A 16877-nucleotide genomic window follows, 5' to 3' on the forward strand; every position below is an offset into this window, starting at 1 on the left:
AGGGTTTCACCTGTGACGACGAGCTATCCGTGGCAGGCGGGGACGGCGACCGGGATCGGGTCGTACCCGGGCGACGACCCGGCCGAGGCGCTGCGGGTCGTCCTCGGTGAGCTGCCCGAGATGCCGCATCTGCCGGAGCTGCCCGCGCGCGGTCCCGGCGCCGACATGACAGGACGGACGGCCGGGCTCCTGGTCGACATGGCGATCCATGTGGAGCCGTCCGGGTGGCGGTTCTCGGACCGTCCGGGGCGCGACACGTCCAGATCCCGCGACCACATGGCCCGTGACCTGGACGTCCTGGAGGAGGTCGCGGGCGGCCACGACGGCCCGTTCAAGATCCAGGTGTGCGGGCCGTGGACGCTCGCCGCGACGATCGAGCTCAAGCACGGCGACCGGGCGCTCAAGGATCCGGGCGCCGTCCGCGACCTGGCCGCCTCGCTCGCCGAGGGCGCCGCCGCGCACGTCGCGGACGTCCGGCGCCGCCTGCCCGCCGCGGAGATCGTCCTCCAGCTGGACGAGCCCGCGCTGCCCGCCGCCCTCGCCGGGACGGTCCCGACCGCCAGCGGCTTCTCGCGGCTCCGCGCGGTCGAGGAGCCCATCGCGGAGGACACGCTCCGCACGGTGATCGACGCGGTCGATGCGTTCACGATCGTGCACTGCTGCGCGCGGAACGTCCCGTACGCGCTGCTGCGGGGCGCGGGCGCGAAGGCGATCTCGGTCGATCTGAGCCTGGTCGCGAGGCGCGACGACGACGCGGTCGGCGAGACGATCGACGCGGGAACGGGACTCCTCCTCGGCGCGGTACGCGCCACGGACAGCGTCCTGCCGTCCCTCCAGGAGACCGCCGAACCGGTCAGGCAGCTGTGGCGGCGGCTCGGATTCCCGCCCGCGCGGCTGGCCCGGCAGGTCGTGATCACCCCCGCGTGCGGCATGGCGGGCGCGTCGCCGCGCTACGTCCGCGAGGCCCTGAAACGCTGCCGCGCCACGGCCCGGATGATCTACGAAGCCGCCGACTGACCTGGGGCGCGGCGTCCCCGTATTGTCAGAGGTGAAGGCGACAATATGGGGTATGACCATGAGCGACGACGGGGTTCCGAGCGAGGCGCGGCAGCGGCATCTTGAGCTGAGCCAGGAGATCGACGAGGCCAACTACCGCTACTACGTCCTCGATCAGCCGACGCTCACCGACGCCGAGTACGACGCCCGGATGCGCGAGCTCGGCGGCCTGGAGGAGCGGTATCCGGAGCTGGTCACGCCGGATTCGCCGACGCAGCGGGTCGGCGCGCCGATCATCACCGACTTCGCGACCGTCGAGCATCTGGAGCGGATGCAGAGCCTCGACAACGCGATGAACGACGACGAGCTCCAGGCGTGGGACGAGCGCGTCGTCAAGGAGGTCGGCACCGTCGCCGGCTACCTGTGCGAGCTGAAGATCGACGGGCTGGCCATCGCGCTGACCTACGAGAAGGGGCGGCTCGTCCGCGGCGTCACCCGCGGCGACGGGCGCACCGGCGAGGACGTCACCAACAACGTCCGCACCATCGCCGACATCCCGTCCCGGCTGGAGGGCGAGGGCTGGCCGGACGTCCTGGAGGTCCGCGGCGAGGTCTTCCTTCCCGTCGACGGGTTCGAGCAGGTCAACGCCGCGCAGGTCGAGGCCGGCAAGGAGCCGTTCGCCAACCCGCGCAACGCCGCCGCGGGGTCGCTGCGGCAGAAGGACCCGCGGATCACCGCGCACCGGCCGCTCGGCATGCTCGTCCACGGGTTCGGCGCCTGGCGGGGCGGCACGCAGCCGGAGAGCCAGTCCGGCGCCTACGAGCTGATGCGCGGCTGGGGCCTGCCGGTCAGCGACAGGTACCGCGTGCTCGGCGGGCTGGACGCCGTCCGCGAGTACATCGCCGGGTACGGCGAGAACCGGCACGGCACCGCCTACGAGATCGACGGGGTCGTCGTCAAGGTCGACCAGTTCGCCCTCCAGCGGCGGCTCGGGTCGACGAGCCGCGCGCCGCGCTGGGCGATCGCGTGGAAGTACCCGCCGGAGGAGGTCAACACCAAGCTCCTCGACATCAAGGTCGGCGTCGGCCGGACGGGCCGCGTCACGCCGTACGGCGTGATGGAGCCGGTGAAGGTCGCCGGGTCGACCGTCGAGCGCGCCACGCTGCACAACGCGAGCGAGGTGAAGCGCAAGGGCGTGCTGATCGGCGACACGATCGTCCTGCGCAAGGCAGGCGACGTGATCCCCGAGATCCTCGCGCCGGTGACCGCGCTGCGCGACGGCTCGGAGCGCGAGTTCCAGATGCCCTCGCACTGCCCCGAGTGCGGCACCGAGCTCGCGTACGAGAAGGAGGGCGACGCCGACATCCGCTGCCCGAACACCCGGTACTGCCCCGCGCAGCTGCGCGAGCGGATCTACTTCCTGGCGAACCGCAAGGTGCTCGACATCGAGGCGCTCGGCTACGTCGGGGCGACGGCGCTGACCCAGCCGCTGGAGCCCGCCGAGCCGCCGGTCAAGGACGAGGGCGACCTGTTCCACCTGACCGTTGAGCAGCTGCTGCCGATCAGGAGCCTCGTCCTCGACCAGAAGACGGGCACGTCCAAGATCGACCCGGATACCGGCGAGCCGAAGGTCGTGTCGTTCTTCGCGAACATGGAGGGCGAGCCGAAGAAGACGGTCGAGATCCTCTTCGAGGAGCTGGAGAAGGCGAAGAAGCAGCCGCTGTGGCGGGTGCTGGTGGCGCTGTCGATCCGGCACGTCGGCCCGGCGGCGGCGCAGGACCTCGCCCGCGAGATGCGCTCGATGGACGCGATCGCGAACGCCTCCGAGGAGGAGCTGGCCGCGGTGGACGGCGTCGGCCCGACGATCGCCGCGTCCATCAAGGCGTGGTTCGAGGTCGACTGGCACCGCGAGATCGTCGAGAAGTGGCGGGCCGCGGGCGTCCGGATGGAGGACGAGGGCGCGGCGGGGCCGCGCCCGCTGGCGGGCGTGACCGTGGTGATCACCGGGTCGCTGGAGGGGTTCAGCCGCGACACGGCCACCGAGGCGGTGCAGCGGCTCGGCGGCAAGGTGTCCGGATCGGTCTCCAAGAAGACGGGCTTCGTCGTCGCAGGCGACAGTCCAGGGTCGAAATACGACAAAGCGGTCAAGTTGGGCGTACCGGTCTTGGGGGAAGAAGGGTTCCGTGTTCTCCTCGCCGAGGGGCCGGATGCGGCCAAGGCCGTAACCGTCAGCGCCGAAGCATAACGCCGCGTGGTCAAAACCTCGCCACCAGGATTGCGTTACTCAGGGGTACACTTCAACTACCCAACGGTGAGCGATGGGGCAGGGTCGGGCATAACGGAACGTACCCAAATGGTTTCGCGAAGTTGAGCAAAGGCCGTACCCTCCCACTCATCACGACCTACACCTGAATCTCCGGACGAAACACCCGGGGGGACGTCCCCCGAGGTCGGAGACGTCCGGTGCGGGGGGCCGACCCCCCGACCTCCCCCCGAGGATGTGATGAAGGACCCGAACAACACACGGAACACGGCGCCGCGCCGTGGCTCCCCGTTGTGGATCTACTTCGTCGTCGTCATCCTGCTCGGCGTCGCCGCGGGCGGCGCCGCGTTCTCCGGACTGACCGGCGACGACCTGGACGCGCTCGCGAGCACCCCCGTGTTCTGGATCCTCGGCTGCTTCATCATCTTCGGCGAGCTGCGGCCGATCATCACGCCCGGCTCCACCGAGAACAACGGCGCGACGACGTCCACCACCTTCTCCTTCGCCGCGCTGCTGTACGCCGGGCTGCCGATCGCCGCCGCCCTGCAGGCCGTCGCCGTCATCACCTGCGGGATCTTCCGCGGCCGCAGCCCGCACCGCATCGCCTTCAACGTCGCCCAGTACACCCTCAGCCTCGCCGCCGCGCAGCTCGTCCTCGCCCTCTTCGGCAACCTCGCCACCCCCACGGACCTGTGGGTCCCCGACGGCGCCGACCTGCTCGCGATCGCCCTCGCCGGCACCTTCTACTTCATCTGCAACGACACCCTCGTCGGCTCCGCCGTCGCGCTGCACGAGCGGGTCTCGCTGATCAAGGCGCTCCGCTGGGACCTCGGCTACCAGGTCCTGGTGCACCTGGCACTGCTCGGCCTGGCGCCGCTCATGGTCGTCGCCATGGACCGGTCCGCCGCCTTCGTGCCGCTGATCGTCCTGCCGTTCATCGCCGTGTACCTCAACGCGTCGGTGTCGGTGCGGCGCGAGCACCAGGCCCTGCACGACGGGCTGACCGGCCTGCCGAACCGCAAGCTCCTGATCGTCCGGACGGAGGAGGCCCTCGCCGAAGCGCGGGGCGCGGAAAAGCGCGGCGCCGAGAAACGCGACGCGGAGGACCGCGACGCGGAGAAGCGCGCCACGAAGAAGCACGGCGAGCACCGCGCCGGGAAGCCCGCGCCCCGCCCCGCCTTCGCGCCGCGCCTGCGCAGGACCGGCGACCCGCAGCACCGCGCCGGGCTGTTCCTCCTCGACCTCGACCGGTTCAAGGAGGTCAACGACACCCTCGGGCACCCCACCGGCGACCGCCTCCTGCAGCTCGTCGCGCACCGCCTCACGCACAGCGTCCGCCCGGGCGACCTCGTGGCCCGGCTCGGCGGCGACGAGTTCGCGGTGCTGCTGCCCTCCGTCCGGGACGAGGCCGCCGCCCGCGAGGTCGCCGTCCGGCTGCGCACCGCGCTCAGCCAGCCCGTCCGGCTGGACGGCATGTCGTTCGACCTGGAGGGCAGCGTCGGCATCGCGCTGTTCCCCGACCACGCGACCGACTTCGAGCAGCTCCTGCAGCGCGCCGACGTCGCGATGTACAACGCCAAGGAGGCCCGCTCCGGCGTCGAGATCTACTCGCCCCGCAAGGACCGCAACTCCCCGGCCCGGCTCGGCATGCTCGGCGACCTGCGCCGCGCCGTCGACCGCGCCGAGCTGGAGCTGTTCTACCAGCCCAAGGTGTCACTGCGGGACGGCCATCTCGTCGGCATGGAGGCGCTGCTGCGCTGGCGGCACCCCGACAAGGGCATCCTCGAACCCGAGGCGTTCCTGTCGGTCGCCGAGCAGACCTACCTGATGCGCTCGATCACCCACCATGTCGTCGGCGCCGCGCTCGCGCAGGCCGCCGCCTGGTGGCGCGAGGACCTCACCGTCCAGGTCGCGGTGAACGCCTCCGGGCGCGACCTGTTCGACACCGGCCTCACCGAGACGATCGAGGAGGGCCTGCTCGCCCGCGGCCTGCCCGCCGCCGCCCTCCAGCTGGAGATCACCGAGCGGATCCTGATGAACGAGCCCGCCTACGCCTCCGACACGGTCGGCTCGCTCGCCGAGCTCGGCATCCCGCTCAGCCTGGACGACTTCGGCACCGGCTACTCCTCGCTCGTCCGGCTCAACCGCCTCCCGGTCGAGGAGGTCAAGATCGACTCATCGTTCGTGGGGCGGCTCGCCGAGTCCACCGAGGACGCCGTCATCGTCCGCTCGATCATCGACCTCGTCCGCACCCTCGGCCTGCGCTCGGTCGCCGAGGGCGTCGAGGACCCGGTCACCGCCCAGATGCTCCGCGAGATGGGCTGCGACGCCGCCCAGGGCTGGTACTTCGGCCGCCCCATGGACGCCGAGACCGCCACCGACTGGCTCCGCCGCCACATGCAACGCGCCCCGGAACCGGCGGCGTAGTTCACTCAGTAGGGGCGGCGGCGGGTCTCGTCGTAGTCGTAGTACTCCTCGCGCACGTGCGGCGGGGGGCGGCGCTCGACCGCGCGGCGGGCGGAGACGATCCGGATGATGCCGATGACGAGCCCGATCAGGCCGCCGACCATCAGGATCACTCCCACCAGCCGGATGTCGACGCCGCTGAGCTCGTAGTTGACCGCGTAGGCCAGGATCGCGCCGATGATGAGCAGGGCGATGCTGCCGCCGATGGTCACGGCGCCCTCCTCTCGTTGTCCGGGGTGGTCCCTCCCATCGTTCCCGCCCCTTGGAACTGAAACGGCGCGCGCCGAGTCCGGGCTTTACAGATCACTTAACGACGGGCCAAGGCGGGCGCTAAGATCCGGCGCCATGAACAACACCGCGCGTGGATTGATCTTCGCCTGCGGCCTGGCGGGGATGGTGGGGATGTTCTTCATCATGTTCACCGCCATCGAGGAGGCCGGATCATCCGGGCAGACGTTCGAACTCAAGGACCTGGCCAACGCGCTGGGCCTCGGGCTCGCCATGATCGCGTGCGCGGTCGTCGCCGGCGCGGCGCTGGTGGGGATGACGCCGCCGCGGCCGAGGGCGGCCTACCCGTACCCCCAGCAGTACCCGCAGCAAGGCCAGCCGTACCCGCAGCAGGCCGCGGTTCCGCAGCAGCACGCTCCGCAGCAGCAGTACGGCCAGCAGCAGGCGCCGCAGCAGCCCCGCCAGGACTGAGCGCGGGCCGCCGCAGGTGGCGGCGCGCGGCGCGTAAACCGGTCGGGCGGACGGGGGCGCGGCCCATAGGATGGCCGGTGAACCCACTACTTCGCAGGAACGGTTTCTCTCATGTCCGCCATCACCCGTGACGAGGTGTCGCATCTCGCCCGGCTGTCCCGGCTGGCGCTCGGCGATGACGAGCTCGACCATCTCGCCGCCCAGCTCGACCAGATCATCTCCGCGGTCGCGCGGGTGCAGGAGGTCGCCGCGGAGGACATCCCGCCCACCTCGCACGCGCTGCCGCTGACCAACGTCTACCGGACGGACGAGGTCCGCCCGTGCCTGCCGCCCGAGCAGGCCCTCGCCGGGGCGCCGGCCGCCGAGGGGCAGCGCTTCCGCGTACCGCGGATCCTGGACGAGGAGGCGTGACGATGCTGGTCAAGAAGAGCGCGGCCGAACTCGGCGAGCTGCTCGCCGCCGGTGAGGTGTCGGCCGTCGAGGTGGCCGAGGCCCACCTGGACCGCATCGCCGCCGTGGACGGCCAGGTCAACGCGTTCCTGCACGTCGACCGCGAGACGACGCTCGCGCAGGCCCGCCGGGTGGACGAGCGCCGCGCCGCCGGGGAGGAGCTCGGCCCGCTGGCCGGCGTCCCCGTCGCGCACAAGGACGTCTTCACCACCAAGGACATGCCGACCACCGCCGGATCCAAGATCCTTGAGGGCTGGCGGCCGCCGTACGACGCCACCGTCACGGCGCGGCTCCGCGAGGCCGGGCTGGTCATCCTCGGCAAGACGAACATGGACGAGTTCGCGATGGGCTCGTCCACCGAGAACAGCGCCTACTTCACCTCGCGCAACCCGTGGGATCTGGAGCGCGTCCCGGGCGGGTCGTCCGGCGGGTCGTCCGCGGCGGTCGCCGCGTACGAGGCGCCGCTGTCGACCGGCACCGACACCGGCGGCTCGATCCGGCAGCCCGCCGCGGTCAGCGGGATCGTCGGCATGAAGCCCACCTACGGCGGCTCGTCCCGCTACGGCGTGATCGCGTTCGCGTCGTCGCTCGACACCCCGGGGCCGTTCGCGCGCAACGTCCTCGACGCGGCCCTGCTGCACGAGGCGTTCAGCGGCCACGACCGGATGGACTCCACGTCGGTCTCCGAGGCCGTCCCGCCGGTCGTGGAGGCGGCCCGCCACGGCGACGTGAACGGGCTGCGCGTCGGCGTCGTCAAGGAGTTCGCGGGCGACGGCTACCAGCCGGGCGTGTCGGCCCGCTTCACCGAGGCGGTCGAGCTGCTGGAGTCGCTGGGCGCGAAGGTCGTCGAGGTGTCCTGCCCGCACTTCACCTACGCGCTGCCCGCCTACTACCTGATCGCGCCGTCGGAGTGCTCGTCCAACCTGGCCCGCTTCGACGCGATGCGCTACGGCCTGCGCGTCGGCGACGACGGCACCCGCAGCGCCGAGGAGGTCATGGCGCTGACCCGCGCGGAGGGCTTCGGGCCCGAGGTGAAGCGCCGCATCATGCTCGGCACGTACGCGCTGTCGTCGGGCTACTACGACGCCTACTACGGCAAGGCGCAGCAGGTCCGCACGCTCATCAAGCGCGACTTCGAGACCGCGTTCGAGCAGGTGGACGTGCTCGTCTCGCCGACCACGCCGACCACCGCGTTCCCGATCGGCGAGCGCGCCGACGACCCGATCGCGATGTACCTGGCCGACCTGTGCACGATCCCGGCCAACCTCACGGGCAACGCGGCGATCTCCGTCCCGTGCGGGCTGTCGGACGGCCTTCCGGTCGGCCTGCAGATCATGGCGCCCGTGCTCGGCGACGACCGCGTCTACCGCGTCGGCGCCGCCGTCGAGCGCGCCCTCGAAGACCGCTGGGGCGGCCCGCTCCTGGCCAAGGCCCCGGAACTGGAGGAGGCCCGATGAGCGCCCCGACCTTGCTGACCTACGACGAGGCGCTCGCGCGGTTCGAGCCGGTGCTCGGCATCGAGACGCACATCGAGCTGGGGACCGCGTCGAAGATGTTCTGCGGGTGCCCGACCGGGTTCGGCGCCGAGCCGAACACGCAGGTGTGCCCGGTGTGCCTGGGGCTGCCCGGGGCGCTGCCCGTCACCAACCACGCCGCGATCGAGGGCATCATCAAGATCGGTCTCGCGCTGAACTGCGACATCGTGGAGTGGTGCCGGTTCGCCCGGAAGAACTACTTCTATCCGGACATGCCGAAGAACTTCCAGATCTCGCAGTACGACGAGCCGCTGTGCGTGGACGGCCACCTCGACGTGGACGTCGACGGCGACACCTACCGCATCGAGATCGAGCGCGTCCACATGGAGGAGGACACCGGCAAGTCGCTGCACGTCGGCGGCTCGACCGGGCGCATCCACGGCGCGGAGTACTCGCTGGTCGACTACAACCGGGCGGGCATCCCGCTGGTCGAGATCGTGACCAAGCCGATCGTCGCGACGGGTGACAAGGCACCGCTCGTGGCCCGCGCCTACGCGACGGAGCTGCGCGAGCTGGTGCGCTCGCTGGGCGTGTCGGACGTCCGTATGGAGCAGGGCTCCATGCGCTGCGACGTGAACGTCTCGCTCATGCCGCGCGGCGCGACCGAATGGGGCACGCGCACCGAGACCAAGAACGTGAACTCGCTACGTTCGGTGGAGCGGGCCGTCCGGTCGGAGATCGAGCGGCAGGGCGGGGTGCTGTCGGACGGCGGGCGCATCGTCCAGGAGACCCGGCACTTCCACGAGGACACCGGCCGCACCACCAGCGGGCGCAGCAAGGAAGAGGCGCAGGACTACCGCTACTTCCCCGAGCCCGACCTGGTGCCGATGGCGCCGTCCCGCGACTGGGTGGAAGGGATTCGCGCGTCGCTGCCCGAGCTTCCGGCCGCGCGCCGGCGCCGCATCCAGCAGGAGTGGAGCCTGTCCGACCTGGAGCTGCGGGACGTCGTCAACGCCGGAGCCGTCGACCTGATCGAGGCGACGATCGCGCACGGCAGCGACGCGACGTCCGCGCGGAAGTGGTGGATGAACCAGCTGTCCCGGCACGCCACCGAGCAGGGCGTCGAGCTGGCCGAGCTGCCCGTCACGCCCGAGCAGGTCGCCCGCGTCCAGGCGATGATCACCGCGGGGGAGCTGAACGACAAGCTGGCCCGCAAGGTGTTCGAGGGCGTCCTCGCAGGTGAGGGCACGCCGGACGAGGTCGTCGCCGCGCGCGGGCTCAAGGTCGTCAGCGACGAGGGCGAGCTCGCGTCCGTGGTCGACCAGGTGATCGCCGACAACGCCGGCGTGGCCGACAAGGTCCGCGCGGGGAAGGTCGCCGCGGCGGGGGCGCTGGTCGGGGCCGTCATGAAGGCGACCCGGGGCCAGGCCGACGCCGGGCGCGCCCGTGAGCTGATCCTGGAGAAGCTCGGCGCGTCCTGACCTGCCGGTCAGCGGCCCGGGATGCTGATGATCTTGTCGTCGCCGTCCTTCGGCTCGCCGCGGCCGTCGTGGTTGCTGGTGGCGATCCAGACCGACCCGTCCGGGGCCCGGACGGCGGCGCGGATCCGGCCGTACTCGGAGTTGTGGCGAGCGGCCGGACGCCCCGTCCTGCCGCCGGCGAGCGGGACCTGCCAGACCCGCTCGCCGCGCAGCGCGGCGACCCACAGCGACCCGCCGGCGTAGGCGAGCCCGGACGGGGACGCCTCGCCCGTCGACCAGGTGAGGAGGGGGTCGGTGAACCCGTCGCGGCCGCCGACCCCTTCGACGTCGGGCCAGCCGTAGTTCTTGCCCTTCTCGATCAGGTTGATCTCGTCGAAGCGGTTCTGGCCGAACTCGGTGGCGAACAGGCGGCCCCTGTCGTCCCACGCGAGGCCCTGGACGTTGCGGTGCCCGTACGTCCAGACCCGGTTGCCGAACGGGTTCCCCGGCGCGGCCTTCCCGTCCGGGGCGACGCGGAGGATCTTGCCGCCGAGCGATTCCTTGTCCTGGGAGAGCGCTTCCCGGCCGACCTCGCCGGTGGTGATGTAGAGCATCTTGTCGGGGCCGAACTCCAGGCGGCCCCCGTTGTGGTTGAAGCCCTTCGGGATACCGGTGACGATCGGCTGCGGCGTGCCGAGACGCCCGTCATAGGTGGCGCGGACGACACGGTTGTCGGACGCCGACGTGTAGTACAGGTAGATCGTGTGGTCGGTGGCGTAGGCGGGGGAGACGGCGACGCCCATCAGCCCGCCCTCGCCGCCCGGCTCCACGCCGGGCACCTTGCCGACCTGCTCACGCTCGCCGGACGCGGTGACCCGCACGAGGTTCGCGCTGTCGCGTTCGGTCACCAGCGCGTCGCCGCCGGGCAGGAACGCGATCGCCCACGGCACCTTCAGCCCGGTGGCGATCGTCCGCGGCTGGCCCGGGTCGCCCGTTCCCGGCGTCGCGGTGGTGGTCAGCGGCGGCGGCGTGCGCGCACCGCCCTCCCCGGACGGCTCGGAGTCCGACGAGCAGGCCGCCAGGAGCACCGCGGCCGTGGCCAGGACGATCGTGTGCAGTCGCATGAGCGCCTCCCGTAGGTAGTACGGATCCGAGCGACCCGCCGTTCCCGCACGCCTCCGGGACCGTCCCGGATATGGTCACTCAGCGTAATGCGGATCATGGCGGAACATCAGGGACGTTCGCCTTTCGGGTGTCCCAAACCGTGATCCGACAAGGGTGTTTGTCGCCGGGAGGACGCCCAGCCTCAATCGCTCCGTGACCTACCGAACGTACATTGAGCGACACGGTGATCCCGTAGTGCAGCAATGTCGCTGATCTCCCGGCGGGCGAAGGCGGCGCGGTTCACCACCGCCCCGCGCCGATCCCACGCGGGGCACGATTCGGGACCTTCCGGCCGTTATCCGTGCGGTGAAGGTCGTGAACCCGGCAATTCCCCTGGCGCGATTCAGCGCACCCAGGGACTGGACGCTCCACCGGGGGCAGGAAGGGACACGGCGCGATGAGCGGCGATTACGCCAGGCGGGTGCCGCCGCGTGCGCTGCCGGTCGCCATGGCCGCCGTCGTCGGCGTGCTGTACGCCACCGGCTCGCTGGCGGGCTGGGGCGGCCGTGCCTTCATCGCCTGGGCGGAGGTGGGCGCCGCGGGCGCCGCCGCCATCTCCCTGCTGCTGTCATCCCGGCGCCCAGACGGGGCCCCTGCGGACGGCGGGCCCGGCGGGCTGTGGCGCGCCTCCTGGCGCTGGTACGGCATCGCCGCCGCGTCCTGGTTCCTCGGGGCGCTCGGCAGCGCCCTGTCGGACGCGCACGTCCGCAGCGCCCTCTCGCTGTCGGTACCCGATCTTTTCTACCTGTTCGCCCTGGTGGCGCTGGTCGTCGGCCTCGTCGCGCCGATCAGGCTGCCGCGCGAGGCGGGCGTCTGGCTGCGGTACGCGGCAGACACCTACGTCTGTGCCTGCGCGCTGTTCGTCCTCGGCTGGGTCGCCGTTTTCGGAACGCTCTACCACCGGTCGGGGGAGTCGCCGCCGGAGTTCCTGCTGGAGCTCCTCTACCCGCTGATCGACATCGTGTTCATCTGCGGCGCGCTGCCGTTCGTCCTCGGCGCGGCGCGCGGGCACCGGCGGCTCGCCTGGATGGGGTACGGGGCGCTGACGGCCATCGCGGTCGCCGACATCGTGACGACGTTCGTCCGGCTGGACGGCGGCGACCAGGCGGGCGACCCGTCCGACATCCTGCGGCTCGCCGGGCTGCTGCTCCTGCTGCTGGTGCCGTGGACGGGCCCGGCCGCCGAGCCCGAGCTGCCGGTCGACGACATCCCCGAGGGCGAGACCGTGCCCGGGGAGGAGCGCTGCGGCCGCATGATCGGCCCGGGGCTCGCGCCCGCCGCGGTCGCCGCCGCGGCCGGGCTGTTCATCGCGGGCCACTCCGTCACCGGGGAGAACGGCCTCGAACCCGGCATCTCGATCGTCGCGGGCTCGGCCGCGCTGGTGCTGCTCGCGCGGCTCGCAAGCCTGCTCCGGGAGAACGACTCGCTGCGCCGTGCCGTGGTGACCGGCGAGGAACACTTCCGTGCCCTGTCGGAGAGCATCAACGACGCGGTGCTCATCTGCGACATGGACGCCACCGTCCAGTACGCCAGCGCCGGAGCGCTGCGCACCTACCGCTACACGCCCGACGAGCTGCTCGGACGCCCGCTGAACGAGCTCATCCACCCCGAAGATCTGCCGCGCGTCCAGGAGGTGTTCACCGAGTTCCTCGACGACGACCCCGCGGCCGGGGAGGGGTTCCACGGCGGCTTCCAGGACGCCCTGCGCGTCTCGTGCCGGGTCCGCGCGGCCGACGGCACCTGGCTGCCCACCGAGTCCACGATCTCCCGCTACAGCGGCTCGGACGGCGCGCCCGCGCGGCTGCTGGTCACGACCCGCGACCTCAGCGAGCAGGCGGCGCTGCAGCGCCAGGTCGCGCACCTGACCTTCCACGACGGCCTGACGGGCCTGCCGAACCGGTCCTACTTCGAGGAGCGGGTCAGGGAGGTGCTGTCGCGGCAGCCGTCCGGCGGCGAGGTCGCGGTCGTGTTCGTCGACCTGGACGGCTTCACCGCGGTCAACGACTCCGACGGGCACGCGGCGGGCGACCAGGTGCTGGCGCAGGCGGCGCGGCGGCTGCGCGCGAACGTCCAGGCCGACGACACGGTGGCGCGCTGGGGCGGCGACGAGTTCGCCGTCCTCGTCCAGCTCCCGCCGGACGACCGTGAGACGCGCGCCACAGTCGAACTCGCCGGACGCCTCCTCCGCGTCCTTTCGGCCGACCCTTATCAGGTCGGTGACAAGCAGATCGTGCTGACGGCGAGTGTGGGGATCGCGTTCGCGGGCGACGAGGAAGGACCTTCGGGCGGCGCCACGGAGGCGGCCGGGCGCAGGCTCCGCCGCACCGCCGCCGACCTGATGCGCAACGGCGACCTGGCGATGGCCCGCGCGAAGGAGGCGGGCGGCGGGCGCGTCGAAGTGTACGCGCCGCACATGCACGCCGACGTCGTCCGGCGTCTCGAGCTGGGCAGCGACCTGCAGCGGGCGCTGGCCGAGGAGCAGTTCGCGGTCGAGTTCCAGCCGGTGGTGGACCTCGCGACGTCCCGGGTGACGGGCGTCGAGGCGCTGCTGCGCTGGAGGCGGGGGAGCGAGGCGGTACCGCCCGAGGAGTTCATCGGACCGGCCGAGGAGGCGGGCCTGATGGTCCCGCTCGGCGGCTGGGTGCTGCGGGAGGCGTGCCGCGAGGTCGCCCGCTGGCGCCGGGACTCGTGGGCCGTGGGCCTTTCGGTGAACTTCACCGCCCGGCAGATCGCCGCGCCGCGGTTCGTGGAGTCGGTCGCGGCGGCGCTGGAGGAGACCGGCCTGCCGCCGCACGCGCTGACGCTGGAGGTCCGCGAGGAGGTCCTCGTCGAGGACGCGGGCCAGAATGTGGAACGCTTGGTGGAGCTGCGCGACCTCGGCGTCCGGCTCGCGATCGACGACTTCGGCACCGGATACGCCTCGCTGGCCTACCTCGGCCAGCTGCCCGTCGACATCATCAAGATCGACCCGTCGTTCGTGGCGGGCCTCGGCTCGGACGAGACCCTCACGCTGCTCACCCGGACGATCGTGCGGCTCGGCAGCGACCTCGGCCTGACCGTGGTGGCGGAGGGCATCGAGCGTCCCGAGCAGCTGGAGCTGCTGCGCGAGATGGGCTGCCCGCGCGGGCAGGGCTTCCTCGTGGCGCGCCCGATGGCGGCCGAGCGGGTCGAGTCGCTGGTGCGGACGAACCTGGAAGGCCGGGCCCTTTCCGGCGACCTGCCGCTCCCGCTTCCGGGCTGACCGCAACCGCCCTCATATCTCAGAATGTGAGACAAACTGTCCAAGGATTTGACCGCTGGCCCGTCATCGGCGAAAGTGGGGCTCGTGCAGAGCATCCTCGCCATTCTCGTAGTACTTGGTCGGCGCGCAGGCTGATCGAGCACCCTGACCTGCGCGCCTCCCCTCGACCGCCCACGGCGGCGAGGGTTTTTTGTTGCCCGGAGCCCGATCCGAACCGAACTGAAAATTTTTCATCCTCGGTCACCAGAACCAAGTCACGGTCTCTGGCGACCGGCCGGATGAAAAATCATCACTCCCCAAGGAACGCAGAATCATGACGACCGAACAGATGACGGGAGCCCAGGCGCTGGTCCGCGCACTGGAGAACGTCGGCGTCGACACCGTCTTCGGCATTCCGGGCGGCGCGATCCTCCCGGCGTACGACCCGCTGTTCGACTCCGCGAAGCTGCGCCACATCCTCGTCCGGCACGAGCAGGGCGCCGGCCACGCGGCGCAGGGCTACGCGATGGTCACCGGCAAGGTGGGCGTGTGCATGGCCACCAGCGGGCCCGGCGCGACCAACCTCGTGACCGCGATCTCCGACGCCTACATGGACTCGGTGCCGATCGTGGCGATCACCGGCCAGGTCGCCTCGTCGCTGATCGGGACGGACGGCTTCCAGGAGGCCGACATCGCCGGCATCACGATGCCGATCACCAAGCACAACTTCCTGGTCACCAAGGCCGGCGACATCGCCCGGACGATCGCGGAGGCGTTCCACATCGCGGGCACCGGCCGTCCCGGGCCGGTCCTCGTCGACATCGCCAAGGACGCGCTCCAGGCCACGGTGAGCTTCGAGTGGCCGGTCCCGCTGCAGCTTCCCGGCTACCGGCCGGTCACGCGGCCGCACTCCAAGCAGGTCCGCGAGGCGGCGCGGCTGATCGTCCAGGCGGAGCGGCCGGTGCTGTACGTCGGCGGCGGCGTGCTGAAGGCCGGCGCGTCCGCCGAGCTGAAGGTGCTCGCCGAGCTGACCGGCGCGCCCGTCGTCACCACGCTGATGGCCAAGGGCGCGCTGCCCGACAGCCACCCGCTGCACATGGGCATGCCCGGCATGCACGGCGCGGTCGGCGCGGTCGGCGCGCTGCAGCGCGCCGACCTGCTGGTCGCGCTCGGCGCCCGGTTCGACGACCGGGTCACCGGCAAGCTGGACGGGTTCGCCCCCGGCGCCAAGATCGTGCACGCCGACATCGACCCGGCGGAGATCTCCAAGAACCGGCACGCGGACGTCCCGATCGTCGGGGACGCCCGCGAGGTCATCGCCGACCTGATCGTCGCCGTCCAGAACGAGCACGAGGCGGGCCGCAAGGGCGACTACGGCGACTGGTGGCGGCAGCTCGAAGCGTGGCGGGCCACGTACCCGCTCGGCTACGACACGCCGGACGACGGATCGCTGTCCCCGCAGTACGTCATCGAGCGCATCGGCAAGATCGCCGGCCCGGACTCCTACTACGTCGCGGGCGTCGGCCAGCACCAGATGTGGGCCGCGCAGTTCATCAAGTACGAGCGGCCCGGCGCGTTCCTGAACTCCGGCGGCGCCGGGACGATGGGCTACGCCGTCCCGGCCGCGATGGGCGCCAAGGTCGGCGCGCCCGGCACGACGGTGTGGGCGATCGACGGCGACGGCTGCTTCCAGATGACCAACCAGGAGCTCGCGACCTGCGCGATCGAGGGCATCCCCGTCAAGATCGCGGTGATCAACAACGGGAACCTCGGCATGGTCCGGCAGTGGCAGACGCTGTTCTACGACGGCCGCTACTCCAACACGACCCTGCAGTCGGAGTCCGGGCTCGCCGCCAAGCGCATCCCCGACTTCGTGAAGCTCGCCGAGGCGTACGGTTGTGTCGGCCTGCGCTGCGAGAAGGCCGAGGACGTGGACGAGGTCATCGCCAAGGCGATGGAGATCAACGACGCGCCCGTCGTGATCGACTTCGTGGTGCACAAGGACGCCATGGTCTGGCCGATGGTCGCGGCCGGCACCACCAACGACGACATCAAGATCGCGCGGGACATGGCGCCCGAGTGGGAGAACGGAGACTGACCCCGATGAGCCTGCACACCCTGTCGGTGCTCGTGGAGAACAAGCCCGGCATCCTGGCCCGGGTCGCGGCGCTGTTCTCCCGGCGCGGCTTCAACATCGAGTCCCTCGCGGTCGGCACCACCGAGCACCCGGAGATCTCCCGGATGACGATCGTGGTGAACGTCGAGGACCTGCCCCTGGAGCAGGTCACCAAGCAGCTCAACAAGCTGATCAACGTGCTCAAGATCGTCGAACTGGACTCCTCGGCGTCCGTCCAGCGCGAGCTGGTGCTGGTCAAGGTGCGCGCCGACGCGGAGACGCGCTCGCAGGTGCTGGAGACCGTCCAGCTGTTCCGCGCCAAGGTGGTCGACGTCGCACCGGATGCCGTCACCATCGAGGCCACCGGCAACCGCGACAAGCTGGACGCGTTCATCAAGGTCCTGGAGCCGTTCGGGATCAAGGAGCTGGTGCAGTCGGGCATGGTGGCCATCGGCCGCGGCGCCCGATCGATCACCGACCGGTCGCTGCGGGCCATCGAGCGCAGCGCCTGACCGGCATCTGACCTGCGCGTGCGCTGACCGCGCGAAGAAAACACATCAACGAAAGG

General features: G+C 71.4%; 12 protein-coding genes. 10 read left to right on the top strand and 2 right to left on the bottom strand.

Translation table 11 applies throughout. The features are described from left to right. Positions 1 to 12 precede the first annotated feature (12 nt). The 3 genes from ACH34S_RS26600 to ACH34S_RS26610 all read left to right on the top strand — a co-directional run bounded on the left by ACH34S_RS26600 (position 13) and on the right by ACH34S_RS26610 (position 5686). Positions 13 to 1017, top strand: a complete 1005-nt coding sequence (locus ACH34S_RS26600) for a methionine synthase (RefSeq protein ID WP_395955536.1) — start codon at positions 13 to 15, stop codon at positions 1015 to 1017. Positions 1018 to 1069: 52 nt separating this feature from the next. Further along, entirely contained in the window at positions 1070 to 3241 is a 2172-nt protein-coding gene (gene ligA / locus ACH34S_RS26605) for an NAD-dependent DNA ligase LigA (RefSeq protein WP_395955537.1), read from the top strand. A 258-nt stretch (positions 3242 to 3499) separates the two neighbouring features. Then, complete coding sequence (locus ACH34S_RS26610; RefSeq protein ID WP_395955538.1) at positions 3500 to 5686, top strand: putative bifunctional diguanylate cyclase/phosphodiesterase; 2187 nt, start codon at positions 3500 to 3502, stop codon at positions 5684 to 5686. 5 nt (positions 5687 to 5691) lie between these two features. Here the strand turns inward: ACH34S_RS26610 and ACH34S_RS26615 are convergent, their stop codons facing one another. After that, positions 5692 to 5937 carry a DUF6458 family protein gene (locus ACH34S_RS26615; protein WP_395955539.1) on the bottom strand — a complete coding sequence of 82 codons (246 nt, stop codon included), beginning with the start codon at positions 5935 to 5937 and terminating at the stop codon, positions 5692 to 5694. A 133-nt stretch (positions 5938 to 6070) separates the two neighbouring features. On the opposite strand from ACH34S_RS26615, the gene ACH34S_RS26620 reads away from it, so the two are divergent. From ACH34S_RS26620 to gatB, 4 genes are all read left to right on the top strand, one after another. Then, positions 6071 to 6424 carry a hypothetical protein gene (locus tag ACH34S_RS26620; RefSeq protein WP_395955540.1) on the top strand — a complete coding sequence of 118 codons (354 nt, stop codon included), beginning with the start codon at positions 6071 to 6073 and terminating at the stop codon, positions 6422 to 6424. 111 nt (positions 6425 to 6535) lie between these two features. Next, positions 6536 to 6835, top strand: coding sequence for an Asp-tRNA(Asn)/Glu-tRNA(Gln) amidotransferase subunit GatC (gatC, locus tag ACH34S_RS26625; protein WP_395955541.1), 300 nt, complete (start codon positions 6536 to 6538; stop codon positions 6833 to 6835). Positions 6836 to 6837: 2 nt separating this feature from the next. After that, entirely contained in the window at positions 6838 to 8331 is a 1494-nt protein-coding gene (gene gatA / locus ACH34S_RS26630; RefSeq protein ID WP_395955870.1) for an Asp-tRNA(Asn)/Glu-tRNA(Gln) amidotransferase subunit GatA, read from the top strand. After that, a complete protein-coding gene (gatB, locus tag ACH34S_RS26635) occupies positions 8328 to 9830 on the top strand; it encodes an Asp-tRNA(Asn)/Glu-tRNA(Gln) amidotransferase subunit GatB (RefSeq protein ID WP_395955542.1) in 1503 nt (500 codons plus the stop codon). The genes gatA and gatB overlap by 4 nt, the downstream gene beginning before the upstream one ends. An 8-nt stretch (positions 9831 to 9838) precedes the next feature. Here the strand turns inward: gatB and ACH34S_RS26640 are convergent, their stop codons facing one another. Next, positions 9839 to 10933, bottom strand: a complete 1095-nt coding sequence (locus ACH34S_RS26640) for a PQQ-dependent sugar dehydrogenase (protein ID WP_395955543.1) — start codon at positions 10931 to 10933, stop codon at positions 9839 to 9841. Between the two features lie 437 nt (positions 10934 to 11370). On the opposite strand from ACH34S_RS26640, the gene ACH34S_RS26645 reads away from it, so the two are divergent. The 3 genes from ACH34S_RS26645 to ilvN all read left to right on the top strand — a co-directional run bounded on the left by ACH34S_RS26645 (position 11371) and on the right by ilvN (position 16821). Beyond that, the gene (locus ACH34S_RS26645; protein ID WP_395955544.1) at positions 11371 to 14214 is read left to right on the top strand and encodes a putative bifunctional diguanylate cyclase/phosphodiesterase; all 2844 of its coding nucleotides are present in this window, start codon (positions 11371 to 11373) and stop codon (positions 14212 to 14214) included. Positions 14215 to 14446: 232 nt separating this feature from the next. Next, positions 14447 to 16291 (top strand): acetolactate synthase large subunit, encoded by a 1845-nt coding sequence (locus tag ACH34S_RS26650; RefSeq protein WP_395955871.1) that lies wholly within the window; start codon positions 14447 to 14449, stop codon positions 16289 to 16291. Between the two features lie 5 nt (positions 16292 to 16296). Further along, positions 16297 to 16821, top strand: coding sequence for an acetolactate synthase small subunit (gene ilvN, locus ACH34S_RS26655; protein WP_328353170.1), 525 nt, complete (start codon positions 16297 to 16299; stop codon positions 16819 to 16821). Positions 16822 to 16877 lie beyond the last annotated feature (56 nt).

The sequence above is a fragment of the Actinomadura sp. 3N508 genome, from assembly GCF_044326375.1.
In the GTDB taxonomy this organism is placed as follows: domain Bacteria; phylum Actinomycetota; class Actinomycetes; order Streptosporangiales; family Streptosporangiaceae; genus Spirillospora.